This is a genomic window from Enterovirga aerilata, assembly GCF_013044135.1.
Classification (GTDB): Bacteria; Pseudomonadota; Alphaproteobacteria; order Rhizobiales; family Beijerinckiaceae; genus Enterovirga; species Enterovirga aerilata.
Window position 1 is genome coordinate 51,818 of the sequence record NZ_JABEPP010000007.1, and the last position, 24,341, is coordinate 76,158.

Annotated in this window: 27 protein-coding genes; 12 read left to right on the forward strand and 15 right to left on the reverse strand. The window is 70.0% G+C overall.

What is annotated here, in order from left to right:
* Positions 1–62: 62 nt before the first annotated feature.
* Complete coding sequence (locus HJG44_RS21570; protein ID WP_171220473.1) at positions 63–1,082, reverse strand: SDR family oxidoreductase; 1,020 nt, start codon at positions 1,080–1,082, stop codon at positions 63–65.
* Between the two features lie 186 nt (positions 1,083–1,268).
* Between HJG44_RS21570 and HJG44_RS21575 the strand changes: the two genes are divergently transcribed.
* The 5 genes from HJG44_RS21575 (at position 1,269) to HJG44_RS21595 (ending at position 5,799) form a co-directional block, all read left to right on the forward strand.
* Complete coding sequence (locus HJG44_RS21575; protein ID WP_171220474.1) at positions 1,269–2,618, forward strand: sulfite oxidase; 1,350 nt, start codon at positions 1,269–1,271, stop codon at positions 2,616–2,618.
* Between the two features lie 8 nt (positions 2,619–2,626).
* Complete coding sequence (locus tag HJG44_RS21580) at positions 2,627–2,998, forward strand: hypothetical protein (RefSeq protein ID WP_171220475.1); 372 nt, start codon at positions 2,627–2,629, stop codon at positions 2,996–2,998.
* A gap of 155 nt (positions 2,999–3,153) precedes the next feature.
* Positions 3,154–3,975 carry an SGNH/GDSL hydrolase family protein gene (locus HJG44_RS21585; RefSeq protein ID WP_171220476.1) on the forward strand — a complete coding sequence of 274 codons (822 nt, stop codon included), beginning with the start codon at positions 3,154–3,156 and terminating at the stop codon, positions 3,973–3,975.
* Between the two features lie 163 nt (positions 3,976–4,138).
* The gene (locus tag HJG44_RS21590; protein WP_171220477.1) at positions 4,139–5,314 is read left to right on the forward strand and encodes a pyridoxal-phosphate-dependent aminotransferase family protein; all 1,176 of its coding nucleotides are present in this window, start codon (positions 4,139–4,141) and stop codon (positions 5,312–5,314) included.
* A gap of 11 nt (positions 5,315–5,325) precedes the next feature.
* Complete coding sequence (locus HJG44_RS21595) at positions 5,326–5,799, forward strand: GNAT family N-acetyltransferase (protein ID WP_171220478.1); 474 nt, start codon at positions 5,326–5,328, stop codon at positions 5,797–5,799.
* Between the two features lie 20 nt (positions 5,800–5,819).
* Here the strand turns inward: HJG44_RS21595 and ccrA are convergent, their stop codons facing one another.
* The 11 genes from ccrA to HJG44_RS21650 all read right to left on the reverse strand — a co-directional run bounded on the left by ccrA (position 5,820) and on the right by HJG44_RS21650 (position 14,993).
* On the reverse strand, positions 5,820–7,094 hold the full coding sequence (ccrA, locus tag HJG44_RS21600) for a crotonyl-CoA carboxylase/reductase (RefSeq protein WP_171220479.1): 1,275 nt from the start codon (positions 7,092–7,094) through the stop codon (positions 5,820–5,822).
* A gap of 99 nt (positions 7,095–7,193) precedes the next feature.
* Positions 7,194–7,373 carry a hypothetical protein gene (locus tag HJG44_RS21605; protein ID WP_171220480.1) on the reverse strand — a complete coding sequence of 60 codons (180 nt, stop codon included), beginning with the start codon at positions 7,371–7,373 and terminating at the stop codon, positions 7,194–7,196.
* A gap of 130 nt (positions 7,374–7,503) precedes the next feature.
* Positions 7,504–8,271 carry an ABC transporter permease subunit gene (locus HJG44_RS21610; RefSeq protein WP_171220481.1) on the reverse strand — a complete coding sequence of 256 codons (768 nt, stop codon included), beginning with the start codon at positions 8,269–8,271 and terminating at the stop codon, positions 7,504–7,506.
* Positions 8,268–9,074: an ABC transporter permease gene (locus tag HJG44_RS21615; protein ID WP_346767237.1), complete on the reverse strand. Its 807-nt coding sequence runs from the start codon at positions 9,072–9,074 to the stop codon at positions 8,268–8,270. Before HJG44_RS21615 ends, HJG44_RS21610 begins: the two co-directional genes overlap by 4 nt.
* On the reverse strand, positions 9,071–9,844 hold the full coding sequence (locus HJG44_RS21620; RefSeq protein ID WP_171220482.1) for an ABC transporter ATP-binding protein: 774 nt from the start codon (positions 9,842–9,844) through the stop codon (positions 9,071–9,073). Before HJG44_RS21620 ends, HJG44_RS21615 begins: the two co-directional genes overlap by 4 nt.
* 76 nt (positions 9,845–9,920) lie before the next feature.
* Positions 9,921–10,391, reverse strand: a complete 471-nt coding sequence (locus HJG44_RS21625) for a RidA family protein (protein WP_171220483.1) — start codon at positions 10,389–10,391, stop codon at positions 9,921–9,923.
* The gene (locus HJG44_RS21630) at positions 10,388–10,861 is read right to left on the reverse strand and encodes an acyl-CoA thioesterase (RefSeq protein WP_171220484.1); all 474 of its coding nucleotides are present in this window, start codon (positions 10,859–10,861) and stop codon (positions 10,388–10,390) included. Before HJG44_RS21630 ends, HJG44_RS21625 begins: the two co-directional genes overlap by 4 nt.
* Complete coding sequence (locus HJG44_RS21635; RefSeq protein ID WP_171220485.1) at positions 10,858–12,501, reverse strand: AMP-binding protein; 1,644 nt, start codon at positions 12,499–12,501, stop codon at positions 10,858–10,860. The genes HJG44_RS21630 and HJG44_RS21635 overlap by 4 nt, the downstream gene beginning before the upstream one ends.
* 47 nt (positions 12,502–12,548) lie before the next feature.
* Positions 12,549–13,730 carry an acyl-CoA dehydrogenase family protein gene (locus HJG44_RS21640; protein ID WP_171220486.1) on the reverse strand — a complete coding sequence of 394 codons (1,182 nt, stop codon included), beginning with the start codon at positions 13,728–13,730 and terminating at the stop codon, positions 12,549–12,551.
* On the reverse strand, positions 13,723–14,238 hold the full coding sequence (locus HJG44_RS21645) for a MarR family winged helix-turn-helix transcriptional regulator (RefSeq protein WP_171220487.1): 516 nt from the start codon (positions 14,236–14,238) through the stop codon (positions 13,723–13,725). Before HJG44_RS21645 ends, HJG44_RS21640 begins: the two co-directional genes overlap by 8 nt.
* The gene (locus tag HJG44_RS21650; protein WP_171220488.1) at positions 14,238–14,993 is read right to left on the reverse strand and encodes an SDR family NAD(P)-dependent oxidoreductase; all 756 of its coding nucleotides are present in this window, start codon (positions 14,991–14,993) and stop codon (positions 14,238–14,240) included. The genes HJG44_RS21645 and HJG44_RS21650 overlap by 1 nt, the downstream gene beginning before the upstream one ends.
* A gap of 221 nt (positions 14,994–15,214) precedes the next feature.
* Between HJG44_RS21650 and HJG44_RS21655 the strand changes: the two genes are divergently transcribed.
* The 5 genes from HJG44_RS21655 (at position 15,215) to HJG44_RS21675 (ending at position 19,936) form a co-directional block, all read left to right on the forward strand.
* Positions 15,215–16,348 (forward strand): ABC transporter substrate-binding protein, encoded by a 1,134-nt coding sequence (locus tag HJG44_RS21655; RefSeq protein ID WP_430395092.1) that lies wholly within the window; start codon positions 15,215–15,217, stop codon positions 16,346–16,348.
* A 98-nt stretch (positions 16,349–16,446) separates the two neighbouring features.
* Positions 16,447–17,367, forward strand: coding sequence for a branched-chain amino acid ABC transporter permease (locus HJG44_RS21660; RefSeq protein ID WP_171220490.1), 921 nt, complete (start codon positions 16,447–16,449; stop codon positions 17,365–17,367).
* 172 nt (positions 17,368–17,539) lie between these two features.
* Positions 17,540–18,475 carry a branched-chain amino acid ABC transporter permease gene (locus tag HJG44_RS21665; RefSeq protein WP_171220737.1) on the forward strand — a complete coding sequence of 312 codons (936 nt, stop codon included), beginning with the start codon at positions 17,540–17,542 and terminating at the stop codon, positions 18,473–18,475.
* Positions 18,472–19,230: an ABC transporter ATP-binding protein gene (locus tag HJG44_RS21670; RefSeq protein WP_171220491.1), complete on the forward strand. Its 759-nt coding sequence runs from the start codon at positions 18,472–18,474 to the stop codon at positions 19,228–19,230. The genes HJG44_RS21665 and HJG44_RS21670 overlap by 4 nt, the downstream gene beginning before the upstream one ends.
* Positions 19,231–19,237: 7 nt before the next feature.
* On the forward strand, positions 19,238–19,936 hold the full coding sequence (locus HJG44_RS21675; protein ID WP_171220492.1) for an ABC transporter ATP-binding protein: 699 nt from the start codon (positions 19,238–19,240) through the stop codon (positions 19,934–19,936).
* A gap of 19 nt (positions 19,937–19,955) precedes the next feature.
* Here the strand turns inward: HJG44_RS21675 and HJG44_RS21680 are convergent, their stop codons facing one another.
* The gene (locus HJG44_RS21680; protein WP_171220493.1) at positions 19,956–20,237 is read right to left on the reverse strand and encodes a hypothetical protein; all 282 of its coding nucleotides are present in this window, start codon (positions 20,235–20,237) and stop codon (positions 19,956–19,958) included.
* 28 nt (positions 20,238–20,265) lie between these two features.
* Positions 20,266–20,916 (reverse strand): HdeD family acid-resistance protein, encoded by a 651-nt coding sequence (locus HJG44_RS21685; RefSeq protein ID WP_171220494.1) that lies wholly within the window; start codon positions 20,914–20,916, stop codon positions 20,266–20,268.
* A gap of 251 nt (positions 20,917–21,167) precedes the next feature.
* Here HJG44_RS21685 and HJG44_RS21690 point away from each other — a divergent pair, with 251 nt between their 5' ends.
* Positions 21,168–21,620 (forward strand): cupin domain-containing protein, encoded by a 453-nt coding sequence (locus HJG44_RS21690; protein WP_171220495.1) that lies wholly within the window; start codon positions 21,168–21,170, stop codon positions 21,618–21,620.
* Positions 21,621–21,626: 6 nt separating this feature from the next.
* Here the strand turns inward: HJG44_RS21690 and HJG44_RS21695 are convergent, their stop codons facing one another.
* Positions 21,627–22,409, reverse strand: coding sequence for a YidB family protein (locus HJG44_RS21695; RefSeq protein WP_171220496.1), 783 nt, complete (start codon positions 22,407–22,409; stop codon positions 21,627–21,629).
* Between the two features lie 142 nt (positions 22,410–22,551).
* On the opposite strand from HJG44_RS21695, the gene HJG44_RS21700 reads away from it, so the two are divergent.
* Positions 22,552–24,330: a thiamine pyrophosphate-requiring protein gene (locus HJG44_RS21700; RefSeq protein ID WP_171220497.1), complete on the forward strand. Its 1,779-nt coding sequence runs from the start codon at positions 22,552–22,554 to the stop codon at positions 24,328–24,330.
* Positions 24,331–24,341: the final 11 nt, after the last annotated feature.

Consider the following 24,341-nt stretch of genomic DNA (forward strand, 5'->3'; position numbering starts at 1 on the left):
GCCCCAGCCGGCGCATGGGCATTGCCAGCGCGAGCTGGCAGCCCGTGAGCCGAACGCCAGGGTCAGGGGCCGCCGCGACCACCCACGGCGCCGAAGACCTGACCGGTCGAGAAGGTCGCCTCGTCGGAGGCGAGCAGGACGAAGAGCGGCGCCAGCTCGGCCGGCTGGCCCGGTCGGCCCATCGGGCTCGTCGCGCCGAAATCCGGGAGATCCTCGGGGAACTGCCCACCGGAGGGCTGGAGGGGCGTCCAGACGGGACCGGGCGCGACCGCGTTCACCCGGATGCCCTTCGGCGCGAGCTGCTTGGCGAGCGACTTCGTGAAGTTCATGTTCACGGCCTTGGTCGACGCATAGGCCAGGAGGTTCTCGCCCGGATCGTAGGCGTTCACCGAGCTCGTCGTGATGATGGCCGAGCCGGGCTTGAGGTGAGGAAGGGCGGCCTTCGTGATCCAGAAGGGCGCGTAGACATTCGTCTTGAAGGTCTGGTCGAACTCCTCCGACGAGATGTCGAGGATCGACTTGCGCGGGCGCTGGAAGGCCGCGTTGTTCACCAGGATGTCGAGACCGCCGAGTTCCCGGACGGCATCGGCCACGAGCTTCTGGCAGAACGCCTCCTCGCGGATGTCTCCCGGCAGGGCGACTCCCTTTCCGCCGGCCTGGCGGATGAGCTCGACGACCTCGCGCGCATCTTCCTCCTCGGCCGGCAGGTAGTTGATCGCCACATCGGCGCCCTCCCGCGCGAAGGCGATCACGGCGGCTCGGCCGATCCCGGAATCGCCGCCGGTCACCAGCGCCTTGCGCCCGGCGAGCCGGCCGGAGCCCCGGTAGCTCGTCTCGCCGTGGTCGGGGCGCGGATTCATCCGCGAGGCGAGTCCCGGCCAGGGCTGCTCCTGCTTGGGGAAGGGCGGTTTCGGGTATTTCGCCGTTGGGTCGACGAGCCGCTGGGACGACGCACCGCCGGCCGGGCTCGGCGGAGAAGCCGGCGCCTGGGCCAGGGCGGGGGAGGCAAGCGCGGCAGCGGCGCCCGTCGCCAGCCCGCCGACGAGCAGGCGGCGGGTGGAATCGAATTCGTCGGAAGCCATCTGATCTCCGCTGTCCCGGCCCGCCCGTGCGGCCATCGCGCAACCAACGCCTCCCCGCGCCGCCTCGTTGCGCGGGCACAAGGCCGCAGACGGGAGCCCGCTTCACAGCCGCGCGACCTGCGCTAGGATCGGCCGCAGAGGGCCGAACGCGGCGCATGATCGCGGCGGCCCCCGGGGAGGACGGACATGGCGAAGAAGCTGGAGCGGTCGCTCGCGGAACTCTATGCGCGCGATCCCGAGCGTGCGGACGCCGTCGTTTTCGGGCGCCGCGCCCTGAACCGGCGCGGGCTCCTGGAGGCGACGAGCCTCGGCGGGCTCGGCGTCGCCCTCGGGGCGGCGATCCCGTTCGGGGCGAGCCTGCCCGCGGGGGTGCTGCCGGCGGCCTTCGCGCAGGGGAGCACGGCGCCGTCCGGCGGCGGCAAGACCGCGGGTCCGCAGATCCTGGATTTCCCGGGCAAGGAGAAGGGCCTCGTGGTGCTCGGGGAACGGCCGCTCGTCGCCGAGACGCCCGAGCATATGCTCGACGACGAGACGACGCCGACGGCCAGGTTCTTCATCCGCAACAACGGGCAGATCCCCGAGCCGCCGGCGAACCCGGATTCCTGGAAGATCGTCGTCGACGGCGAGGTGAACAGCCGCCTTGAACTGACGCTCGGGGAGCTGAAGTCGCGCTTCGCCCCGCGCACCTACCGCATGGTGCTCGAATGCGGCGGCAACGGCCGCTCTGCCTTCCAGCCAGAGGCGCGGGGAAACCCGTGGACGAATGGCGGCGCGGGCTGCGCGGAATGGACCGGGGTCCCGCTCGCCGATCTTCTCAGGGCCGCCGGCGTGAAGGACAGCGCGACATACACGGCCCATTACGGCGCGGACCCGCATCTCTCGGGTGATCCGAGCAAGGATTCGCTCTCGCGCGGCATGCGCCTGCCGAAGGCCATGGACGAGCACACCCTCGTCGTCTTCGCCATGAACGGCGAGCCTCTGCCGAACATCCATGGCGGGCCGGTGCGGCTCCTCGTTCCCGGCTGGCCCGGCTCGCTCTCGCACAAATGGCTGACCCGGGTCACCCTGCGCGACCGGGAGCATGACGGCCAGGGCATGACGGGCACCTCCTACCGGGTGCCCAACCGGCCGATGGTGCCGGGCGCCAGGGCGGACGAGAAGGATTTCCGCATTCTCGAATCGATGCCGGTGCGTTCCATCACGACCTCCCCGACGAACGGCACGCGGTTGCCGGCCGGCACGCGCGAGATTGCCGTCCGGGGCGCCGCCTGGGCGGGCGACCTCGCGGTCTCGCGCGTCGACCTCTCGGTCGATTTCGGCCAGACCTGGAGCCCGGCGGCGCTCGCGCCGCCGCGCAACCCCTACGACTGGCACCGCTGGACCGCGACCTTGGCCCTGCCCTCGGACGGCTATTTCGAGATCTGGACCCGCGGCACGGATGCCAACGGGAAGATGCAGCCGCCCGTCGCGGCGGGCTGGAACCCGCAGGGCTACGGCGGCAACGCCATGCACCGGGTCGCGCTCCTCGTCGGCTGATCCGGCGCATGGCGAACAGGTTCCGGGTCGGGGCCGCGTTCCTGTCCGGCGCGGCCGCTCTCGCATCCGTCGCGGCCGCCCAGGCGCCGCGTCCCGCCTTCACGCCGCAGGACGAACGCATCGAGGACCTGCCGGACACGCCGGGGCGGGAGGAGACCTTCGGCCTCTGCTCGGCCTGCCACGGCTACAGGCTCGTCTCGAACCAGGGCATGACGCGCGAGCGCTGGGACGACACCCTGACATGGATGGTGCAGCGGCACGGCATGGCGGACATCCAGGGCGCTGACCGGGACGTCGTCCTCGACTATCTCGCCCGCCACCATCCGCCGAGGGCGCCCTCCCGCGCCGGCGGCTTCCGCAATCCGTTCGCCCCGGAATAGCGGAGAGCGTCCGGGCGTCGCCGGAACGGCGATCCGCCTGTTCAGGCTGCGTTCAAGCGCTCCAACCGACCATCCGTCCCAGAGGCAGAACTGCCCGTTCCTTTGGGGCGACTTCAAGGATGAAGAAACAGGCCGGATCGGTCCGGAGAGGAAGCTTGCGCCTCCTCGCAGCCGCATGTGCCGCGGCGCCGGCGCTCGTTGCCGCCATCGGGACGGCGCCGGCGCGGGCCTCGGACGAAGCCTGCGGGGCCGAGCGGGCGGCGCTGTCCAGGCCGGCCTCCTTTCGCTCGCTCACCGAGGGGCTTGCCTCGGACAAGCCCGTCCGGCTTCTCGCCATCGGCTCCTCCTCCACGGAGGGGGTGGGCGCGAGCGCCCCGGCGCGCAGCTATCCCGCCCAGCTCGAGCGCGAGCTGCGCGCCGCCTGGTCCGGCCGCCGCGTCGAGGTGGTGAATGCCGGGATCGGCGGCGAGACGGCGGACCAGACCCTTGCCCGGCTTGAGCGCCTGATGGCCGAACCCGCCAAGCCCGCCCTCGTGCTGTGGCAGGTCGGCACGAACGATGCGCTCGCCGGCGGCGACGAGGCGCGCTTCCGCTCCCTCCTGGAGCGCGGGATCTCGCTGGTCCGCGCGGCCGGATCCGACCTCGTCATCGTCGACCAGCAGTTCTTCCCCCGGATCGCCGATCCCGGGCGCTACGAGCGCTATGTGGCGATGGTCAACGCGGTGGCGGGCGAGCATGGCATACCCGTCTTCTCGCGCTACCGCCTCATGAAGCTCTGGGCGGAGCGCGATCCGGCACTGCTCGACCGCATGCTGTCCGCGGACGGCTTCCACATGGGCGATCTCGGCTATCGCTGCATGGCGGATGCTCTCGGCCGCAACGTCGCCGAGAGCGTCGCCCGGACGGTCCAGACCCGCGGCATCGTCGTCGAGCCCCGCCCGGCATCGGCCACAACCGTCGCGCAGATCCGCGGCTGAGCCCTTCCGTTCGTAGCCGGCACAGTCAACGCGCCCCTGCATCTCCCGCCGGGACAAGCGCACGCTCTGTCCGTAAAGAGGAGCCCGCGCCTTCGCGCAGCGAGCGCATGATCCTGCCGCGGGACCGGTTTCCACGTCCGCGGACGGTGCTTTGGGAGACGGCATGAGCGGCCACGAGTTTCTCCATTCCCCGGGGCCGACGCATATTCCCGACCGGGTGCTGGCGGCGATGCACCGCCAGCCCTTCGACCTCGTCGACCGGCGGCTGAAGGAGATCGCGCATTCCTGCTTCGCCGATCTCGCCGGCGTGTTTCGCACGAAGGGGCGGATCTTCATCTACGCGGCGAACGGGCATGGCGGCTGGGAGGCCGCGCTCGCCAATATCTGCGCGCCGGGAGATGCCGTGCTCATCCCCGAGGTCGGGCATTTCTCCAATAACTGGGCCGACCATGCGCGCGCGCTCGGGCTCGATGTAGCCTCGCTCGAAGGCGACTGGCGACATGCGATCGATCCGAACGACATCGAGCGGACGCTCCGCCGTGACACCGGACGGCGCATCAAGGCGGTCCTCGCCGTCCAGGTCGATACCGGGACGGGGGTGGCGAGCGACGTGAAGGCGGTGCGCGAGGCAATCGACGCGGCGGGACATCCGGCGCTCCTCGTCGCCGACACGATCGCCTCGCTCGCCGCCATGCCCTTCGACATGGACGCATGGGGCGTCGACGTCGCGATCGCGGCCTCGCAGAAGGCGCTGATGTGCCCGCCGGGCCTCGCGATCCTGGCCGCGAACGACAAGGCGATCCGGACGGCCGCCTCCGTGCCTCGCCAGCACCGCTATTGGGACTGGAAGACCCGGATGGCTGAGGAGAACTACCGCGCCTTCTGCGGCACGATGCCGGAGCAACTCGTCTTCGGGCTGCGTGCGGCGCTCGACATGATCGGCGAGGAGGGTCTGCCGGCGATCTTCGCCCGCCATCGCCGGCTCGCCGGCGCCGTCCACCGGGCGCTCGAGGTGTGGTCGGAGGCGGGCGCGCTGTCCTTCAACGCCGCCCTGCCGGAGCAGCGCGCCGTCACGGTCACGGCCGTGCGGACGGGGGAGGGGATCGACGCCGACCTGATCCGGAAGCATACGCGCGAGACGCTGGGCGTCGCGGTCGCGGGCGGGCTCGGCCGTCTCTCTGGCCATGCCTTCCGGATCGGGCATCTCGGCGATCTGAACGAGCCGATGGTGCTCGGCTGTCTCGCGGGGCTCGAGGTCGCCTTCCTCCAGCTCGGCGTTCCGCATGCGCCGGGCGGGGTCAGGGCCGCGATCGAGTTCCTGGCCCGGGAAGCGGGCTAGGCTCTACCGTTATGCCGTCCGGCCCGGATATCGAGCTCTCGCCGGAGGATCCGGAGAGCCCGGACGCGCTCCGCTGCCTGGAGCGCTATTTCGCCGAACTCGCCGCGCGGTTCGAGGGCGGCTTCGATCCCGGCCTTGGCGGCGCGGCTGCGGACCGCGACATGGCCCCGCCCACCGGCCTGTTTCTCGTCGCCCGGCGCTCCGGCGAGCCGGTCGGCTGCGCGGGCCTGAAGCTGCACCGGGACGGGATCGCCGAGATCAAGCGGATGTGGGTCGCACCCGCCGCCCGCGGTCTCGGCCTCGCGCGCCGCATGCTGCGCGAACTCGAAGCGCATGCGCGCCGCGCCGGAGCCTCGGCGCTCCGCCTCGATACCAACGGCGCGCTCAAGGAGGCCCAGGCCTTCTATCGTCGCGAGGGCTTCTCCGAGGTCCCCCGCTTCAACGACAATCCCTACGCCCACCACTGGTTCGAGAAGGGGCTGTGACGAGGGTTGCAGGCTACCGCTCAGCCCTGTTCCGCCTCCACGACGTCCTCGAACGTCCTCAGGCCGGGCCGCGACGAGTTGACGAGCACGGCCATGTTGCCGGGCTTGTGCTGGTTCTTCCACATCAGGGTGTGCGCCTTCGGGATCTCGGCCCAGGGCAGAACCTCGCTCATGCAGGGATCGACCCTGCGGTCGATGACGAATTCGTTCGCGGCCATCGCCTGCTTGAGGTGGGCGAAGTGGGAGCCCTGGATGCGCTTCTGCCGCATCCAGACGTAGCGGGCGTCGAAGGTGATGTTGAAGCCCGTGGTGCCGGCGCAGAACACGACCATGCCGCCCCGCTTCACGACGAGCGTCGAGACAGGAAAGGTCTGCTCGCCCGGATGCTCGAAGACGATGTCGACGTCGCGCTTGCCGGTGATGTCCCAGATCGCCTTGCCGAATTTCCGCGCTTCCTTGGTCCAGTCCGCATATTCAGGCGAGTTCACCTTCGGCAGCTGGCCCCAGCAATTGAAGTCCTTGCGGTTGATGACGCCCTTCGCGCCGAGCCCGAGGACGTAGTCGCGCTTCGTCTCATCGGAGATCACCCCGATGGGGTTCGCCCCGGCGGCCGCGCAGAGCTGGATGCCGAACACCCCGAGTCCGCCGGAGGCGCCCCACACGAGGACGTTGTGGCCGGGCCGCAGCCGGTGGCCCTGGTGGCCGAAGAGCATGCGGTAGGCCGTCGCGAGGGTGAGCGTGTAGCAGGCGCTCTCCTCCCAGGTGAGGTGCCTGGGGCGCGGCATGAGCTGGCGCGACTGCACGCGGCAGAACTGGGCGAAGGAGCCGTCCGGCGTCTCGTAGCCCCAGATGCGCTGGGACGGCGACAGCATCGGGTCGCCGCCGTTGCACTCTTCGTCGTCCCCGTCGTCCTGGTTGCAGTGGACGACGACCTCGTCCCCCACCTTCCAGCGCTTCACCTTGGCGCCGACAGCCCAGACGATGCCGGACGCGTCGGAGCCGGCGATGTGGAAGGGCGCCTTGTGGACGTCGAAAGGCGAGATCGGCTCGCCGAGCCCGGCCCAGACGCCGTTGTAGTTCACCCCCGCGGCCATCACGAGGACGAGCACCTCGTCGTCCGCGATGGTCCAGGTCGGGACCACCTCGAGCTGCATGGATTGCTCGGGCGGGCCGTGCCGCTCGCGCCGGATGGCCCAGGCATACATCTTCTCGGGCACATGCCCGAGCGGCGGTATCTCGCCGAGCTCGTAGAGCGCCTTCGGCCTTCCGGCCTTGAGTTGCACAGCCGCCGCCATGGCTTCCCCGCCTGTTCTGGTGCTTGAGGCAGGTACGATATGGCGGCCCTTGCTGCGCTGCAACGCCGGCCGGCTCCGACGAAGGATTGAAGCGGGGCCTCAGAGAGCGAAGAAGATGTTCTCTCCACCGAAGGCCATGTAGGCGAGCGGAAATGCCGCGCAGAACCCGACCGCGACGCCGCGCCAGAAAGGCCAGCCCTCGGCTCTCGCCTTCTCGCGGAATTCGGCGATCGTGAAGTCGTTCGTGGGCGTCGTGAGCCGTGCGAGTGCGGCGGTCATGGTCGGCTCCTCCGTTGGACGGAAGGAGCTTGCCGCGTCGCCCGCGAGCCGGGAAGCGTTGCCTGAGAATGACCTGAACAGAGCGTTTACGAGCCGCGGCCGTAAGATTCCCTTAGCATGTCGCGAAGGGTCAATCCTCCTCGGGGAATCCGACCAGCAGCTTCTTCCGCGTGAGCGCCAGCGCGCCATTCAGCAGGAGCCCGATCGCCGAGATCGCGATGAGTGGCACGAACATGTCGACGGTTTGAAAGTTGCGCGCCGCGCGCACGAGCAGGTAGCCGAGCCCGTCCGTCGAGGTGATCATCTCGGCGAGGAACACCACGATGCAGGCGACGACGAGCGCGATCCGGCTGCCCGTCAGAATGGACGGAAGGGTGGCGGGCAGGATCACCTTCAGCAGCGTGCCTGCGGGCGAGGTGCCGGCCGCGCGCGCCGACCAGACGAGCTTTGGCTCCACCATCGCGGCGCCCTGGAAGGTCGCGAGCAGGATCGGGAAGAGCGCATCCGCGGTCACGAGCACGATCTTGGAGGCGTCGTCGAAGCCGAGCGACAGGATCAGGGCCGGGTAGAGCGCGATCTTGGGCACGGGCGCGAGCACGCGCACCAGCGGCTTCAGGGCCGCCCCGGCGATCCGGTTCGTGGCGCCGGCGAGGCCGAGCGGAACGCCGATCGCCAGCGCGATCAGGAAGCCGACGAAGAGTCGGTAGAGCGTCACGGCCGTGTGGCCCAGGAAATCGGGATCGCCGAGATTTTGGGCCACGCGGCCGAAGACGGCGACCGGCGAGGGGAGGAGCGCGGACGGCGCGACGCCGGCCGAGACCGCCGCCTGCCAGCCGAGGAGGAGGCCGAGGATCGGTATGGCGCCGATCAGCGCCTCGTTGCGGGCGAGCGCGGTCACAGCGACGGCGCCAAGAGATCGTGCCGCGGCTCGGCCCAGCCGGTGAGGAGCCCGCGGACATACTCGAACAGCATGTCCAGCACGATGCCGAGCGCGGAGATGACCAGGATCATGGCATAGACCGTCTCGTATTGCGCCATGTCGAGGGCGTTGAAGAGGATGTTCCCGGCCCCGGTCTGGCGGGCGATCATCTCGCTCGTGATCATGGTGATGAGCGCGAGCACGATCCCGGTACGGCAGCCGACGAGAATCTCGGGCAGCGACGCCGGCAGGACGATCCGGGCGAGCCGCGCGGGTCCGGACATGCCCATGGCGCGCGCCGACCAGAGCATCTTCTCCTCCACGGCCCGGGCGCCCTGGTAGGCGTGGTAGATGACGGGAAGGCTCACGCCCAGCACGATGACGAGGAGCTTCGAGGCGTCGCCCACGCCGAACCACAGCATGATGATCGGCATCAGCGCGGCCTTCGGCACCGGGTAGGTGATCATGAGGAGCGGGTTGACCATCGCCGCGACGGTCCGGCTCCGTCCCATGAAGAGCCCGAGCGGGACCGAGAAGGCCAACGCGATGGCGAAGCCGATCGCCATCCGGCGGATGGAATCGAGAATGTCGGCGAGCGACTCCCGGTCGCCCAGGATCGCGGGCAGCTCACGGATGGTCGACAGCGCGTCCGGGATGCCCCCCATTGACAGGGTCCTGGCATAGAGCTGCCAGGCGAGGAGCAGGGCGAGGCAGGCCAGGAGGGGCGGCAGCCCCGGCAGCAGGGTCGCCCGGGTCCGCGTGGCGAGCGCGGCGGCGGTCACGGCCGGATCTCCTCGGGCGGATCCTCGATCATGCGCTCGAGCTCGATCACGAGATGCTGGTAGCGCGATTGCAGGAGGAGCTCGTCGCGATGCCGGGGCCGCGGCAGATCGATGTCGACGATCGCTTTGATGCGCCCCGGCTGACGGCTCATCACGACCACGCGGTCGGACAGGAAGACGGCCTCGTCCACCGCATGCGTGACGAAGAGCACCGTCTTGCGGTCGCGCTCCCAGAGCTCGAGGAGCTCGTTCTGCAGCCGCACGCGGGTATGCGCATCGAGCGCCCCGAAAGGCTCGTCCATGAGGAGGATGGCGGGGTTGTACGCGAGCGTGCGGGCGATCGCGACGCGCTGCTTCATGCCGCCCGACAGCTCCTTCGGGTAGAAGCTCTCGTAGCCCTTCAGCCCGACGCGGGCGATCAGCGCCTCGGCCTGCCTCTCGGCCTCGCGCTTGCGCATCCCGGCTTCGCGCAGGCCGTAGGCGACATTGCCGAGCACGGTCTTCCAGGGGAAGAGCGCGAATTCCTGGAAGACAGGGCCACGATCCGGCCCCGGGCCGGTGACCGGCCGTCCGGATACCGTGATCGAGCCGCGCGAGGGCGGCACGAAGCCGCCCACGATGTAGAGGAGGGTCGACTTCCCGCAGCCGGACGGCCCCAGGATCGAGACGAACTCTCCTTCCGCGACCTGAAGGTCGATGGAATCGATGGCGAGATGCGTGCCCCCGCCGCGGCGCTGGAACGTCTTGGTGACGCCCGAAATGGCGATCATGGGATCGAACCTAGCACGTCGTCGCGGCCCTTGAAGGAGATAGTTTAGGCTTCAAACAACTCCCTCTGCCGCGATCTCATGCAACATGCGCGGCCGATCCAGCCGCATTGGCAGTGGGCACGACCGCCGTCGCTTCGATCTCGACCTTCGCGTCACGCTCCACCAGACGCACCACCTGGACGACCGCCATGGCGGGGTAATGCGCGCCGACCACCTCCCGATAGGCGCGGCCGAGATCCTTTCCGGAGGCGAGATATTCCTCGATATCCGTCACGTACCAGGTGAGCCGGACGATGTGGCGCGGCTCGGCGCCGCCCTCGGCGAGGATCGACCGGATATTGGCGAGGGTCTGCCGCGCCTGCTCGGCGAAGGTCTCGGGGAAGCGGCCCGCCGTATCCCACCCGACGATGCCGCCGGTCACCAGCACACGGCCCTCGGCCATCATGCCGTTGGAATAGCCGCGCGGCTTCGGCCAGCCTGGCGGCTGCAGGATCGTCGGCCCGTCATCCTCCGCCTCGGCGGCGGCGCGCTGCGGTGCAGCGGTCATTGCGTTTCTCCCTGGTATCGCTCGAGGGCAGAACGCAGATCGCCGGGGATCGGGATCGCGCGATGCTCGACAAGCGACGTCGTGACGATGGTGAGCCGGGCGGACAGGACGGGGTCCCGTTTCCGGTAGGCGTGGATGCGGAGCGTCAGCGAGGCGCCGCCGATCCGCTCGACCAGCACCGCGAAGGTGATCCGGTCACCCATGAAGCCGGGCGCGGCGAAATCCGCCTCGCAGGAGGCGTAGCCGAGCCCGATCCGTCGCGGCCCGATGAATTCCGCATAGTCGAGCCCGAGCGCACCGGAGAACCAGTCCTCCACGACCCCGTTCATGAGGTCGAAGTAGCGCGCGAAATAGACGATTCCGGCCGGGTCGCAATGCGAGAAGCGGATCCGGGTCTCGGTCCGCCAGACGCCGGCCGGAAGGCTGTCCGGCGGGGGCGGCCCACGCCGGGCAGCGGCGGGGGCGCTCATGCGGCTGCCGGGGCCTGCTTGCCTTCCGCCTGGGCGCGTTGGCGCAAAGCTACACGCTGCAGCTTGCCCGAGGGCGTCTTCGGAAGCTCGGAGACGAACTCGACCGCGCGCGGATACTTGTAGGGCGCGATCTCGGCCTTGACGTGGTCCTGCAGCTCCCTGACGAGCGCGGCATCGCCCGTGTAGCCCGGCGCCAGCACGACGTAGGCCTTGACGATATGGCCGCGATCGGCGTCGGGCGCACCGACGACGCCGCATTCGACGACGGCCGGGTGGGTGATCAGGGCCGCCTCTACCTCCGGGCCGGCGATGTTGTAGCCAGCGGAGATGATCATGTCGTCGGACCGCGCCTGGTACCAGAAGTAGCCGTCCTCATCCATGATGAAGCTGTCACCCGGCAGGTTCCAGCCATTCTGGACGTAGCGGGTCTGGCGCGGGTCATCGAGATAGCGGCAGCCGATCGGGCCGCGCAGCGCGAGCTTGCCGACCGTGCCGGGCGGCAGGTCGCGGCCCTCGTCGTCGACGATCTTCGCCTGGTAGCCCGGGATGACGCGGCCCGTGGAGCCCGGCCTGATCTCGTCCTCGGGGGAGGAAATGTAGATGTGCAGGACCTCCGTCCCGCCGATCCCGTCGATGAGCTTGATCCCGGTCGCCTTCAGCCAAGCCTCGAAGGTGCCGCGCGGCAGCGACTCCCCCGCGGAGACGCATTTGCGGAGCGAGGACATGTCGTATTCGGTGAGCTTCGGGATCATCGCCCGGTACGCGGTCGGCGCCGTGAAGCAGATGGTGGCCTTGAAGCGCTCGATGGCGGGCGGCAGGTCGTCCGGCCCGGCCTTCTCGACCACGACGAAGGATGCGCCGATCCGCATGGGAAAGAGTACGATCCCAAGCCCGAACGTGAAGGCGAAGGGTGCCGATCCGATGAAACGGTCCGACGGGTCGGGCCGCAGGATCATCTGCGAGAAGCCGTCGCAGATCGCGAGCATGTCGCGATGGAAATGCATGCAGCCCTTCGGCTCGCCGGTCGTGCCCGACGTGAAGGCGATCAGGCAGACGTCGTCGGCCGCCGTGTCGACCGCCCTGAACTCGGGTGATGCTTTCGCGGCGAGCGCTTCCAGCGAATCCGGTCCTCCGCCGCCCCAATAGACGACGTGTTCGAGCCCCGGGGTCATCGGCCGGGCCCTTTCCATCTCGTCGGCGAGCTTGTGGTCGCAGAGCGCGACGGCGATCCTCGCCTTGTTGATCGGGAAGGCGATCTCCTTCGCGCGCAGCAGCGGCATGGTCGCGACGACGACCATCCCGGCCTTCAGCCCAGCGAGATAGGTCGCGACCATCCAGGGATTGTTCGCCGAGCGGAGGAACAGCCGCGAGCCCGGCACCATCCCGAGGTCGTGGACGAGCACGTTGCAGATCCGGTTCACCCTCTCGTGCAGCTGCGCATAGGTGAGGTTCTCGTCGGGGCTGAACAGGCAGGGCCGGTCGCCTTGGCCCTCCTCCACCCAGCGGTCGAGCAGCGGGACGACGCAGTTGAGCCGCTCCGGGTACTGGTAGGCAGGGTGGTCGGTGAGGATCACCGGCCATTGCTCGCGCGGCGGCAGGTTGTCCGCCGCGAAGGTGTCGACATGGGCTGAGCGCGTCATCGTCCGGTCCCCTTATCTCTGTCCCAGCGCTCCGCTCCCCGGCGTCCTTATCGGGCGGCCTGTCCGCCTGCGCCTTTGAGGAGGTCGCGTGCGATCACCACTTTCTGCACCTCCGTCGCTCCCTCGTAGATCCGGAGCGCCCGGATCTCGCGGTAGAGCTCCTCGACCTTGACTCCCTTGGTCACGCCGAGCCCGCCGAAGATCTGCACGGCGCGATCGATCACGCCCTGGGCGCTCTCGGTGGCGTGCATCTTGGCCATCGCCGCCTCGCGCGTGACGCGTTCCGCGCCACCGTCCTTGGTCCAGGCGGCTCGATAGACGAGGAGCGCGGAGGCATCGACGGCCGTCGCCATGTCGGCGAGCCCCGCCTGGGTGAGCTGAAGATCGCCGAGCGGTGCGCCGAAAAGTTTGCGCGTCGAAGCGTGGCGCAGCCCCTCGTCGAGCGCGCGCCGCGCAAGCCCCAGCGCAGCCGCCCCGACCGTCGAGCGGAACACGTCGAGGGTCGCCATCGCGATCCTGAAGCCATCGCCGGGGCCGCCGATGCGGCGCTCCACCGGGACGCGGCAATTCTCGAAGCGGAGCGTCGCCAACGGGTGGGGAGCCACCACCTCGATCCGCTCCTCGATGGTCAGGCCGGGCGTGTCCGCATCGACCACGAAGGCCGAAAGCCCGCGCGCGCCCGGCGCCTCGCCCGTGCGGACGAAGACCACGTACTGGTCCGCGATGCCCCCGTTCGAGATCCAGGTCTTCACGCCGTCGAGCCGGACATGCGTGTTGCCGTCCGGCATGCCCGTCGTGGACAGGGCGGCGACGTCCGACCCGGCATCGGGTTCGGAGAGCGCGAAGGCGGCGATCCGCGTCCCTTCCCCGACCGCCGGCAGGTAGCGCCGCTTCAGCTCCGGCGAGCCGAAGAGCACGATCGGCCCCGTCCCAAGCCCCTGCATGGCGAAGGCGAAATCGGCGAGCCCGCTCTCGTAGGCCAGGATCTCGCGCGCCAGGCAGAGCGTGCGCACGTCGTGACGGCCTTCGCCGCCATCCGAGCCGGGCACGGCGGCTTCGAGCCAGCCGCCCTCGCCGAGAGCGGCGACCAGGCGCCGGCAGGAGCCGTCCACGTCATGATGATCGACGAGGGGGGGCACCGTCTCGCGCGCCCATTCCCTCAGCGCCTCCGCGAATATGCGGTGCCGCTCCTCGAAGAAGGGCCAGGCGAGGAAGCTCCGGTCAGGCATCGCGGCTCGCCTCGCGGACGGAGTTCTTGGTGCGGGCGAGAAGCTCCATCAGGCGTTCCACGCGGTCGCGGCTCAGCCCGGCGAACATCTCGGCGATCCAGCCTTCATGCGCCTCCGCCATGGCCCGGAACTCGGCCCGGCCGAGATCGGTCAGGCTGATGACCTGCGCGCGGCGGTCCGTCTCGCTCGCGCGCCGCGCGACGTGGCCCGAAGCCACGAGCCGGTCGACGAGGCCCGTGAGATTGCCGTTCGACACCATCATGCGCTTGGAAAGGTCGGAGAGCGTCATCCCGTCGGCGGCCTTGTCGAGCTGGGCCATCAGGTCGAAGCGGGGCAGCGTCACGTCGAAATCGCGCCTGAGCCGGCGCCGGATCTCGCCCTCGATCATGGTCGTGCAGGTGAGGAGGCGCAGCCACAGCCGGAGCTCCGCGCGGTGATCGCCCGGGCGCTCGGCCGCAATCGTCTCGGCATCGATCGGATGCTCGGGGGATACCAGGGCGTGATCCATCAGACCTCGCCTCCCGCCACCGCGATCGCCTGCCCGGTCACCGCCCCGGCCCCGGCGCCGCACAGCCAGGTCACCGCGTCGGCGACCTCGGCGGGCCGCACGAGCCGGCCTTGCGGATTGGACCTGGTGAGCTCCGCCAAGGCCTCGTCCCGCGTCCGCCCGGTCTTCTCGACGATGCGGTCGAGCGAGGTCGCGACCAGATCCGTGTCGGTGAAGCCGGGGCAGACCGCGTTCACCGTGACGCCGGTTCTCGCGAGCTCCAGCGCCAACGACCGGACGAGGCCCAGGACGGCGTGCTTGGCCGCGCAATAGGCGGTCACATAGGGATAGCCCTTCAGCCCGGCCGTGGACGCCACCGCTACGATCCGGCCGAAGCCCCGCTCGGTCATGCCCGGCAGGACGGCCTGGACCGCGTTCACGACGCCCATCAGGTTCACGCCCAGCATGGCGGAGAAGTCCTGCTCCTCCGTCCGGCCGAAGGGCTTGGAGACGGCGCCGCCCGCATTCGCCACGAGCAGATCGACGGGACGCTCCATCCCGGCGACCGCGGCCCGCAAGGCGGCGCGGTCCGAGACGTCGGCGGTCGCGAAGCCATGCGCCTCCCCGGCGGCGACGACGCCTTCGAGCGCGCTCCGGTCCCGGCCGAGCACCGTGACCGTCGCTCCCGCCGCCGTCAGCGCCGCCGCGACCGCGCGCCCGATGCCCCGGCTGCCGCCGGTCACGAGCGCCTGCCGTCCTGTAAGCGGTCCCGCCACATCGACCCCCGAGCCCCGGCCGCAGGTCTCTTGCGGGCGGAAGCGACTTTACTTTAAGCTTCAAATATCGGCTGGCAAGACGTCCGGCACGGCTCCTGCACTTGCGGAGGAACGTGGCCTGACCGACAACCGACCCGGGGAGGCCCGACGGACAGGAACGGGCGCAGAGAACACGGGGAGCAGCGATGAAACGGCTAGCAGGTTTCGGTTTCGCGGTAGCCATGGGAGCGCTCGCCTCGACCGGCGCGATCGCTCAGGACAAGGTGAAGGTCGGTCTCATCGTCACCCTCTCCGGCCCCTCCGCCGTGCTCGGGCAGCAGGCCAGGAACGGTCTGGAGATGGCCTTCAAGGATCTCGGCGGGAAGGTCGGCGGCAAGGAGGTCGAGCTGATCGTCGTGGACGACGAGCTGAAGCCCGACGTGGCCGTCACCAAGGTGAAGGGGCTCCTGGAGCGCGACAAGGTCGATTTCGTCGTGGGTCCGATCTTCTCGAACGTGCTCGGCGCCATCGCCAAGCCGGTGACGGATTCCCAGACCTTCCTCATCAGCCCGAATGCCGGCTCCTCGGCGCTCGCCGGCAAGTCCTGCAACCCGTTCTTCTTCGCGACCTCCTATCAGAACGACCAGGTGCATCAGATCTCGGGCAAGGTCGCCCAGGACCGCGGCTACAAGAAGGTCTATCTGCTCGCGCCGAACTACCAGGCCGGCAAGGACGCGATGGCCGGGTTCAAGCGCGACTTCAAGGGCGAGGTGCTCGAGGAATCCTACGTCCCGCTGAACACGCTCGATTTCCAGTCGGAGCTCGCGAAGATCGCCTCCATGAAGCCGGACGCGATCTACACCTTCATGCCCGGTGGCATGGGCGTGAACCTGGTGAAGCAGTACAGGCAGGCGGGGCTCACCATCCCGGTCTTCTCGGCCTTCACGGTGGACGAGGCGACGCTGCCGGCGCAGGGCGAGGCCGCGCTCGGCATGTTCGCCGGCTCGAACTGGGCCCCGAACCTCGACACGCCGCAGAACAAGAAGTTCGTGGACGCCTACGTGGCCGCCCATAATGCGGTGCCCGCGACCTATGCCTTCCAGGCCTATGATGCCGGGCTCCTGATCGACTCCGCCGTGCGGGGCGTGAAGGGCGACCTGTCGAACAAGGACGCGGTCCGGGCGGCGCTCCGCAAGGCGGACTTCACCTCCCTGCGCGGCTCCTTCAAGTTCAGCGCCAACGGCTTCCCCGTCCAGGACTTCTACCTGACGAAGGTCGGAAAGCGTGCGGACGGCAAGTACGAGACGCAGATCGTCGAGAAGGTCTTCTCGAACTATGCCGATCCCTACGTGAAGGACTGCGCGCTGACGAACTGACCTGGTTCGAGCGTCATCCCCGGGCTCGGCCCGGGGATCTCGGAAGGAGATGGCCGGGACAAGCCCGGCCAAGACGCCCGGAAGTCGAAGGCCCGCGCATGTCCGCCACGCTCCTGATGATCCAGGCCCTGAACGGATTGCAGTTCGGGCTCATCCTGTTCCTGATCGCGGCCGGGCTGACGCTCGTCTTCGGCGTGATGGACTTCATCAACCTGGCGCATGGCGTCCAGTACATGGTGGGCGCCTATCTGACCGCCGCCTTCGCGGCCTGGACCGGCTCCTTCCTGTACGGCCTCGTGCTCGCGCTCCCGACGGCGCTGGCCTTCGGCCTCGTCCTCGAGGTCCTGATCTTCCGCCATCTCTACGACCGCGATCACCTCGACCAGGTGCTCGCGACCTTCGGGGTGATCATCTTCCTGAACGAGGCGGTGCGCCTGATCTGGGGCGCCGCGCCGCTCAGCGTGCCGATGCCCGAAGCGCTGTCCGGCTCGATCGCGCTGCCCGGAGGAATCAGCTACCCGGTCTTCCGCCTCGTCATCATCGGAGCCGGGATCGGGGTGGCGGCGCTGCTGTATCTTCTCGTCAACCATACCCGGATCGGCATGCTCATCCGCGCCGGCGCCACCAATGCCCCGATGGTCTCCGCGCTCGGCGTGAACATCCGGCTCCTCTTCACGATCGTCTTCGGCTTCGGGGCCATGCTGGCGGGGTTCGCCGGCGCGATGGTGTCGCCCATCCTCTCCGTGGAGCCCGGCATGGGCGACAACGTGCTCATCCTCGCCTTCGTGGTGATCGTGATCGGCGGGATCGGCTCCGTGCGGGGCGCGTTCCTGGCGGCGCTGCTGATCGGGCTCGTGGACACGCTCGGCCGCCTCCTCGCGCCGACCCTGCTGCGGATGCTGCTCGACCCCGCGGCCGCGAGCCAGACCGGCCGGGCGATCGCCCCCATGCTGATCTACATCCTCATGGCCGCGGTGCTCTTCGTGCGGCCGGCCGGCCTCTTCCCGGCAAAGCGGTGATGGCGGCGCTGCTGTCCCCCTCCGTCAGGCCCCGGGGGCCCGACATCCTCGGGCCGCGGCCCGGGGGCAGGCTCTCCCCCTGCAGGGGAAGGATCGACGCGTGAGCCAGGCTCTCCGGGACGATCCCGCCGCTGCAGGGGAGGGCCGAGTCGCGGCGCAGCCCCGAACCGGGATGGGGCTGCTCTTCCGTGCATGGCTCCCCATCCTGCTCTTCGGCCTGCTCGCGCTGGTCCCGCTCCTGGCGAAGCTTGGGGCGGAGGGCTTCATCATCTCGCTCCTGACCCGGGTCGTGATCCTGGGCCTCGCCGCCATGGCGCTCGACCTGCTGATCGGCTTCGGCGGTCTCGTCAGCTTCGGCCATGCCGCCTTCATCGGCATCGGTGCCTACTCGGTCGGCATCCTGTCGAGCCACGGCCAGGAGGACCTTCTGGTCCAGCTCGCCGTCGCGGCGGCGGTATCGGTGGCCTTCGCGCTGGCGAGCGGCGCGATCGCGCTCAGGACGCACGGCGTCTACTTCATCATGATCACGCTCGCCTTCGGGCAGATGCTGTTCTTCCTCGCCACCTCGCTTGCGGCCTATGGCGGCGACGACGGCCTCACGCTCTCCGGGCGCAGCACGCTCGCCGGTAGGCCGCTGCTCAAGGGCGACGTGACGCTCTACTACCTGTCCCTCGCCGTCCTCCTCCTCGCCTATCTCCTCTGCCGCCGCCTGGTCGCCTCCCGCTTCGGCCGCGTGCTCCGGGGCGCGCGCGAGAACGAGATCCGCATGGAGGCGATCGGCTTCGAGCCCTTCCCCTACCGCCTCGTCGCCTATGCGGTCGCGGGCGCGCTCGCCGGGATCGCGGGCGTGCTGCTCGCCAACCAGAGCGAGTTCGTCAGCCCCGCCGTGATGAGCTGGCAGCGCTCGGGCGACCTGATCTTCATGGTCGTGCTGGGCGGGCTCGGGACGCTGCACGGCGCCATCATCGGGTCTGCGGCCTTTCTCCTCATCGAGGAGGTGCTGTCGCATTTCACCGAGCATTGGCGAATCATCTTCGGCCCGCTCCTCATCCTCGCGGTGCTCTTCATCCGCGGCGGGCTGGTCGGCCGCCTGGGGCGCGGCCTATGAGCGGCCCGATCCTCCAGCTCGAGCGGCTGGGCAAGAACTACGGCGCGCTGCGGGTCACGGACGACGTCTCGCTCGCCATCGAGCCGGGCGAGCTCCACGCCATCATCGGCCCGAACGGAGCCGGCAAGACGACCCTGGTGCACCAGATCTCCGGCCTGGCGCGCACCGATTCGGGCCGCATCCTGTTCGAGGGCCAGGACGTCACCAGGACGCGGATGCCGGAGCGGGTCCGGCTCGGGCTCGCGCGCTCCTTCCAGATCACCTCCGTCCTGCCGGGCTTCACGGCGCTGGAGAACGTCGCGCTCGCCGTCCAGGCGCGGTCCGGTTCGAGCTTCCGGTTCTTCACGCCGGCCAGCCGCGACCCGGCCCTCAACCGCCCCGCCCGCGAGCTGCTCGACCGCTTCGGCCTCGGCGCGCGGGCGGACGTGCCGGCGAGCCTCCTGTCCTACGGCGAGAAGCGGCAGCTCGAGCTCGCGATCGCGCTCGCGACGGATCCGAAGCTCCTCATCCTGGACGAGCCGCTCGCCGGCACGAGCCACGACGAATCGCGCGCCGTGGTCGAGATCCTGCGCGGCCTGAAGGGCCGCATCTCGATCCTGCTCATCGAGCACGACATGGAGGCGGTGTTCTCGCTCGCCGACCGGGTTTCCGTGCTCGTCTACGGGCGGCTCATCGCGACCGGCACGCCGGCCGCGATCCGCTCCGATGCCCAGGTTCGCGCCGCCTATCTGGGCGAGGAGGAGGTCGTCGCGTGAGGCCGCCATGCTGACCGTCGAGCGCCTCCAGGCGGGCTACGGCCCCGCCAAGGTCCTGTTCGACGTCTCGCTCCAGGTCGGGGCGGGCGAGGTCGTGACCCTGCTCGGCCGCAACGGCATGGGCAAGACCACGACGATCAAGTCGATCATGGGGCTGCTCCGCCCGACCGGGGGCGCGGTCTCCTTCGACGGCCGCAGCATCTTCTGCCGCCCGCCCTATCGCATCGCGCAGGCCGGCATCGGCCTCGTGCCGGAGGGCCGGCAGGTCTTCCCGACCCTGACGGTCGAGGAGAACCTGGTCGCGACCTCCGCCTCGCGCCAGGGACGCTCGCGGTGGGACCTGGCGGAGGTCTACGGCCTCTTCCCGCGCCTCAGGGAGCGGCGGGGCAATCTCGGCTCGCAGCTCTCGGGCGGCGAGCAGCAGATGCTGGCCATCGGCCGCGCGCTGATGACCAATCCGAAGCTCCTGATCCTGGACGAGGCGACGGAGGGCCTGGCGCCCCTGATCCGGCTGGAGATCTGGGACGTGCTCAAGCGGCTGAAAGCCGCGGGCGAATCGATCCTCGTCGTCGACAAGAACGTCGACGCGCTCGCCGCCTTCGCCGACCGGCACGTCGTCATCGAGAAGGGCAGGGTGGCCTGGACGGGAACGAGCGCCGAGCTCCGCTCCGACCCGACCGTGAAGGATCGCTACCTGCACGTCTGAGGCGGCAACGCCGCCCCGGTCAGTCGCAGCCCGTCGCAGCCCAGCAGGCGGATTGCTCGGCCAGAACCCGGTCGGCGCAGGCGAAGCGACCCGGGAAGGGATCGCAGAGGCTCATCACCAGCCGGGCCTTCGCCTGGCAGTCGCGCAAGGCGGCGCGGTCGCAGACCGGACCATAGGCGATGTAGGGGCCGGTGCGCGGCCCCGGAACGGGGCCCGGCGGCGCGACCGCCTGCGCGAGCGCAGGGCCGGCGACCCCCAGGATGGCGGCGGCGAGGACGGCGCGGCCGATCGGAAGCATCATCGGGAATGTCCCTCCAGGGCGGGTGATCTCAGGTCGCCGCGCCCGCGGCCCCGGCGGGCGGTGCCGTGCCGGACGGGGAGACGTCCCGCATCCTGCGCAGCCGGAAGGCGGCGACGAGCAGCATGATTCCGAATACGAGCGCATAGGCGCCGAGCCAGAGCGTCAGGGCGACGGCGCCGGCGATCGGCATCACGGCGATCAGGATGCCGAAGATCACCGAGAGCGCGCCCGCGATGCCCATCCACCAGCGGCCATGCTCGCCGGTCAGCTTGAAGGCCGCCATAGCCATCAGGATGCCGCTCACGATCGACCAGAACGCGACGAGATAGACGAAGACGAGCACCGTGATCGCCGGCCAGAGGAAGGCGACGACGCCCGCCAGGATGTTCGCGACGCCTTCCAGGACGAGCAGGCCCCAGCGCTCGTTGCGCTGGGCGGCCTTTACGCCGGCGACGATCGCAAAGACGCCGTCCACCAGCATGTAGGCGGCGAAGAGGATCACCAGCGTCGCGATCGTGACGCCGGGGAGCAGGAAGGTGAGGAGCCCGAACAGGACCGCGAAAGCGCCGCGCAGGGCGATCGCCCACCAGTTCCGCGCCAGGATCCGGCACATGGCGGCATTCCGGATCTCGGGCGGCCCGGCATAGCCGGGCTCGCTTGCCAGCGGCGATGTGCTCATACGGCGAACCTCTCTGATCCTTGCTCCCGACGCGGGGAGCACCATGGGGTTCCGGACCGTCTGCCGCAATGGTTATCACGCCGCCATCCTGCGGCGGCTCTCGGCGCGGCGGCGGCACGCTCCGCGAAGTGCTCCATGCCGTCGAGGCGTCGCAGCCCCCGGCGCATTCCTCGATGTCCCGGGCCAAGCTTGACTGTTGCGCGCCGGCAGGCTCACGTCGCCGGCGACCGAAGACGAAAGAGGACCATGTGATGAGGACCGAGACGGCGGGGATCACCCGCGCGAACGAGGGGCTGGACGGGATCACCTGGAACATCCTCGGCCAGATCTACGTCCCCAAGACGCTGACGGAGCACTCCTTCTCCTGGCACGCCACCTTCCCGCCCGGCACCTTCGTGCCGCCGCACGCCCATCCGACGCAGGACGAGTATCTCTACATCCTGGAGGGCCGGCTCGATTTCTGGCTGGACGGGGAAGAGACGAGCGCGACGCCCGGCGACACGGTGCGCCTGCCGATGGGCAAGCCGCACGGCATCTTCAACAAGTCGGGCGAGACGGCGAAGTGCCTGTTCTGGGTCTCGCCGACGCGGCGGCTGCCGGACCTGTTCCAGGGCATCCACGACCTGAAGGAGCAGACGCCCGACGCCGTCGTCGCGCTCTCGGCGCAGCACGAGGTGAACTTCCTGCCGCCCCCGGCCGCGTAGGCCCGCTCACGCCCGGCGGCTCTCCTCGTCCGGATCGGGGAGCCGCCCCGCCGGGGTCAGCCCGTCCACGACCTGCGGCAGCGCCTGGCTGAGCTGCGCCAGCAGATCCGCCCGGCCGAGGCCGGTCTCGCGTGCGAGCGCGTCGATCGTGTCGTCGCCGAGCGCGCCGCCGAGGTCGTCGGGCGAGATCGGCTCGTTGGGGCCGGTCCCGACCCAGGACTCGAAGACGTCGCCGCGGCCGTTCTGCCGGAAGCGCTCGAGAAGGCCGCCGAGCCCGCTGCCGACCAGCCCGCTGAAGCCGGCCGCGGCAAGGCCGCCGCCCATTCCGTCGCCGAACATCCCCCCGCCCGGCCCGGACGGCGGCACGCCGGCCGGCGCGCGCCGCTCGCCGCCGGTCTCGCGCGGGTTCCGGCCGGGATGGGGGTTGTCGAGCATGGATCCGATGCTGTCCAGGAAGCCGTCCCCCGAGGAGCGCTCCTGGGGCCGGTCGCCGCCGAGAACGCCTCCGCCGCCCGGCAGGCCGGAGGTCTCCAGCCCGCCCCCCGTGGGCCGGCCGGTGCCGAGCGAGTTCGCGCCCGCCAGGAGGTCGCGCAGCTTGGAGCCGAGCCCGCCGGCGCCCTGATGCACCACGCGCGAGGCGACGAGGGCGAGGATCGCGAGGATCAGCGGGTTCGCGCTGCCGCCGCCTTGAGGCGGAGCCGGCGTCCCGCCCGGCTCCGGCCGTGCCGAACCCTGCCCGCCGGCGAGCCCGCCGATCACCTGCCCGAGCACCTGATCCAGAAGACCCATCGCAGCCTCGCCCCGTCGAAACCGTGGAAACGGCCCGCGAGGGCAATGGTTGCGGCACATCCGGCGGCCGCCCGCCGGGCAACGCTCCGCGCCGAAGCGCGTTGCCCGCATGCCGCCGCTCGGGCCGGCAGGGAGCACGCGCATGGCGATGGTCAGCGACTTCTTCGTCCAGCGGTTGAAGGAGTGGGGGATCACGCGGATCTACGGCTATTCCGGCGACGGCATCAACGGCGTGATCGGCGCCCTGCAGCGGGACGGCGGGATCGAGTTCGTCCAGGTCCGTCACGAGGAGATGGCGGCCTTCATGGCGGTCGCCCATGCGAAGTTCACCGGGGAGATCGGCGTGTGCCTGTCGACGGGCGGCCCGGGCGCGACGCATCTTCTGACCGGCCTCTACGACGCCAAGCTCGACCACGCGCCGGTCCTGGCGATCTGCGGCCAGGCCGAGGCCACCGTGCGCGGCGGCAGCTACCAGCAGGAGCTCAACCTCGACCGCGTCTTCGCGGACGTCTCCGAATTCGTGCAGGAGGCGGGAGCGGCCGCACAGGTGCGCCTCCTCGTCGACCGGGGCATCCGGACCGCCATCGCCCGCAATGGCGTCGCGACGATCATCCTGCCCAAGGACATCCAGAAGGAGACCTACGAGGATCCGCCCGTCGCGCACGGCTTCACGCGCACGGGGGTGGGCTATTCCCGGCCGCGGGTGGTCCCGCGCGAGAGCGACCTCGCCCGCGCCGCGGAGGTCCTGAATGCGGGATCGAAGGTCGCGATCCTGATCGGGGCCGGCGCGGCCGGCGCGGCCGACGAGGTGATCCGGACGGCCGAGATCCTGGGCGCGGGCGTCGCCAAGGCGCTTCTGGGAAAGACCGCGCTGCCGGACGACCTGCCCTTCGTGACCGGGGCGATCGGGCTCCTCGGGACGCGCCCGTCCTCGGACATGATGAACGGGGCCGATACCCTGCTCATGGTCGGGACCGGCTTTCCCTGGGCGGAGTTCCTGCCGCCCGACGGGCAGGTGAGGGCGGTCCAGATCGATATCGAGCCCTCGATGCTGTCGCTCCGCTATCCGTGCGAGGTGAACCTGCATGGCGATGCGGCCGAGACGCTGCGGGCGCTTCTGCCGATGCTGAAGCGCAAGGAGGACCGCACCTGGCGCGAGGAGATCGAGGCCAATATCCGCGACTGGTGGGGCGTGCTCGAGGCCCGCGCCATGACCTCGGCCGATCCCGTCAACCCGCAGCGGGTCGTCTGGGAGATGTCGCCGCGGCTGCCCTCGAACGCGATCGTCACGAGCGATTCCGGCTCCTGCGCCAACTGGTACGCGCGGGACTACCGGGCGAAGGAGGGGCAGATGGCCTCGCTCTCCGGCGGGCTCGCCTCGATGGGCGTCGCGGTCCCCTATGCGATCGCCGCGAAGTTCGCCCATCCGGGCCGGCCCGTCGTGGCGCTCGTCGGCGACGGCGCCATGCAGATGAACAACCTCGCCGAGATGATCACCGTCCAGAAGTACTGGAAGCGGTGGCGCGACCCGCGCCTCGTCGTCTGCGTGTTCAACAACGAGGACCTCAACGAGGTCACCTGGGAGCAGCGGGTGATGGACGGCAACCCGCGCTACGACGCGAGCCAGGACATACCGAACGTCCCCTATGCCCGCTTCGCCGAGCTGATCGGGCTCCGGGGCATCTATGTCGACGATCCGGAGAAGCTCGGCGACGCCTGGGACCAGGCGCTCTCGGCCGAGCGCCCGGTGATCCTCGAGGTCAAGACGGACCCGGAGGTCGCGCCGCTTCCGCCGCATGTCACGCTGCAGCAGGCCAAGGCCTTCCTCACCGCGATGACGAAGGACAGCCGCGCGGGCCATGTCATCGGCACCACGGCCCGGCAGATCATCAACGAGATGCTGCCGGGCAGGGGGGATTAGGCGGTCGCGCG

Bases quoted from the DNA above. Each gene is read 5' to 3' on its own strand.
- HJG44_RS21595 (WP_171220478.1), top strand. From the start codon at position 5,326: ATGCCGTCCGGCCCGGATATCGAGCTCTCGCCGGAGGATCCGGAGAGC.
- HJG44_RS21590 (WP_171220477.1), top strand. From the start codon at position 4,139: ATGAGCGGCCACGAGTTTCTCCATTCCCCGGGGCCGACGCATATTCCC.
- HJG44_RS21630 (WP_171220484.1), bottom strand. From the start codon at position 10,861: ATGAGCGCCCCCGCCGCTGCCCGGCGTGGGCCGCCCCCGCCGGACAGC.
- HJG44_RS21665 (WP_171220737.1), top strand. From the start codon at position 17,540: ATGGGGCTGCTCTTCCGTGCATGGCTCCCCATCCTGCTCTTCGGCCTG.
- HJG44_RS21675 (WP_171220492.1), top strand. From the start codon at position 19,238: ATGCTGACCGTCGAGCGCCTCCAGGCGGGCTACGGCCCCGCCAAGGTC.
- HJG44_RS21700 (WP_171220497.1), top strand. From the start codon at position 22,552: ATGGCGATGGTCAGCGACTTCTTCGTCCAGCGGTTGAAGGAGTGGGGG.
- HJG44_RS21580 (WP_171220475.1), top strand. From the start codon at position 2,627: ATGGCGAACAGGTTCCGGGTCGGGGCCGCGTTCCTGTCCGGCGCGGCC.
- HJG44_RS21690 (WP_171220495.1), top strand. From the start codon at position 21,168: ATGAGGACCGAGACGGCGGGGATCACCCGCGCGAACGAGGGGCTGGAC.
- HJG44_RS21670 (WP_171220491.1), top strand. From the start codon at position 18,472: ATGAGCGGCCCGATCCTCCAGCTCGAGCGGCTGGGCAAGAACTACGGC.
- HJG44_RS21635 (WP_171220485.1), bottom strand. From the start codon at position 12,501: ATGACGCGCTCAGCCCATGTCGACACCTTCGCGGCGGACAACCTGCCG.
- HJG44_RS21575 (WP_171220474.1), top strand. From the start codon at position 1,269: ATGGCGAAGAAGCTGGAGCGGTCGCTCGCGGAACTCTATGCGCGCGAT.
- HJG44_RS21680 (WP_171220493.1), bottom strand. From the start codon at position 20,237: ATGATGCTTCCGATCGGCCGCGCCGTCCTCGCCGCCGCCATCCTGGGG.
- HJG44_RS21605 (WP_171220480.1), bottom strand. From the start codon at position 7,373: ATGACCGCCGCACTCGCACGGCTCACGACGCCCACGAACGACTTCACG.
- HJG44_RS21655 (WP_430395092.1), top strand. From the start codon at position 15,215: ATGGGAGCGCTCGCCTCGACCGGCGCGATCGCTCAGGACAAGGTGAAG.
- HJG44_RS21695 (WP_171220496.1), bottom strand. From the start codon at position 22,409: ATGGGTCTTCTGGATCAGGTGCTCGGGCAGGTGATCGGCGGGCTCGCC.
- HJG44_RS21685 (WP_171220494.1), bottom strand. From the start codon at position 20,916: ATGAGCACATCGCCGCTGGCAAGCGAGCCCGGCTATGCCGGGCCGCCC.
- HJG44_RS21620 (WP_171220482.1), bottom strand. From the start codon at position 9,844: ATGATCGCCATTTCGGGCGTCACCAAGACGTTCCAGCGCCGCGGCGGG.
- HJG44_RS21645 (WP_171220487.1), bottom strand. From the start codon at position 14,238: ATGGATCACGCCCTGGTATCCCCCGAGCATCCGATCGATGCCGAGACG.
- ccrA (WP_171220479.1), bottom strand. From the start codon at position 7,094: ATGGCGGCGGCTGTGCAACTCAAGGCCGGAAGGCCGAAGGCGCTCTAC.
- HJG44_RS21660 (WP_171220490.1), top strand. From the start codon at position 16,447: ATGTCCGCCACGCTCCTGATGATCCAGGCCCTGAACGGATTGCAGTTC.
- HJG44_RS21625 (WP_171220483.1), bottom strand. From the start codon at position 10,391: ATGACCGCTGCACCGCAGCGCGCCGCCGCCGAGGCGGAGGATGACGGG.
- HJG44_RS21640 (WP_171220486.1), bottom strand. From the start codon at position 13,730: ATGCCTGACCGGAGCTTCCTCGCCTGGCCCTTCTTCGAGGAGCGGCAC.
- HJG44_RS21570 (WP_171220473.1), bottom strand. From the start codon at position 1,082: ATGGCTTCCGACGAATTCGATTCCACCCGCCGCCTGCTCGTCGGCGGG.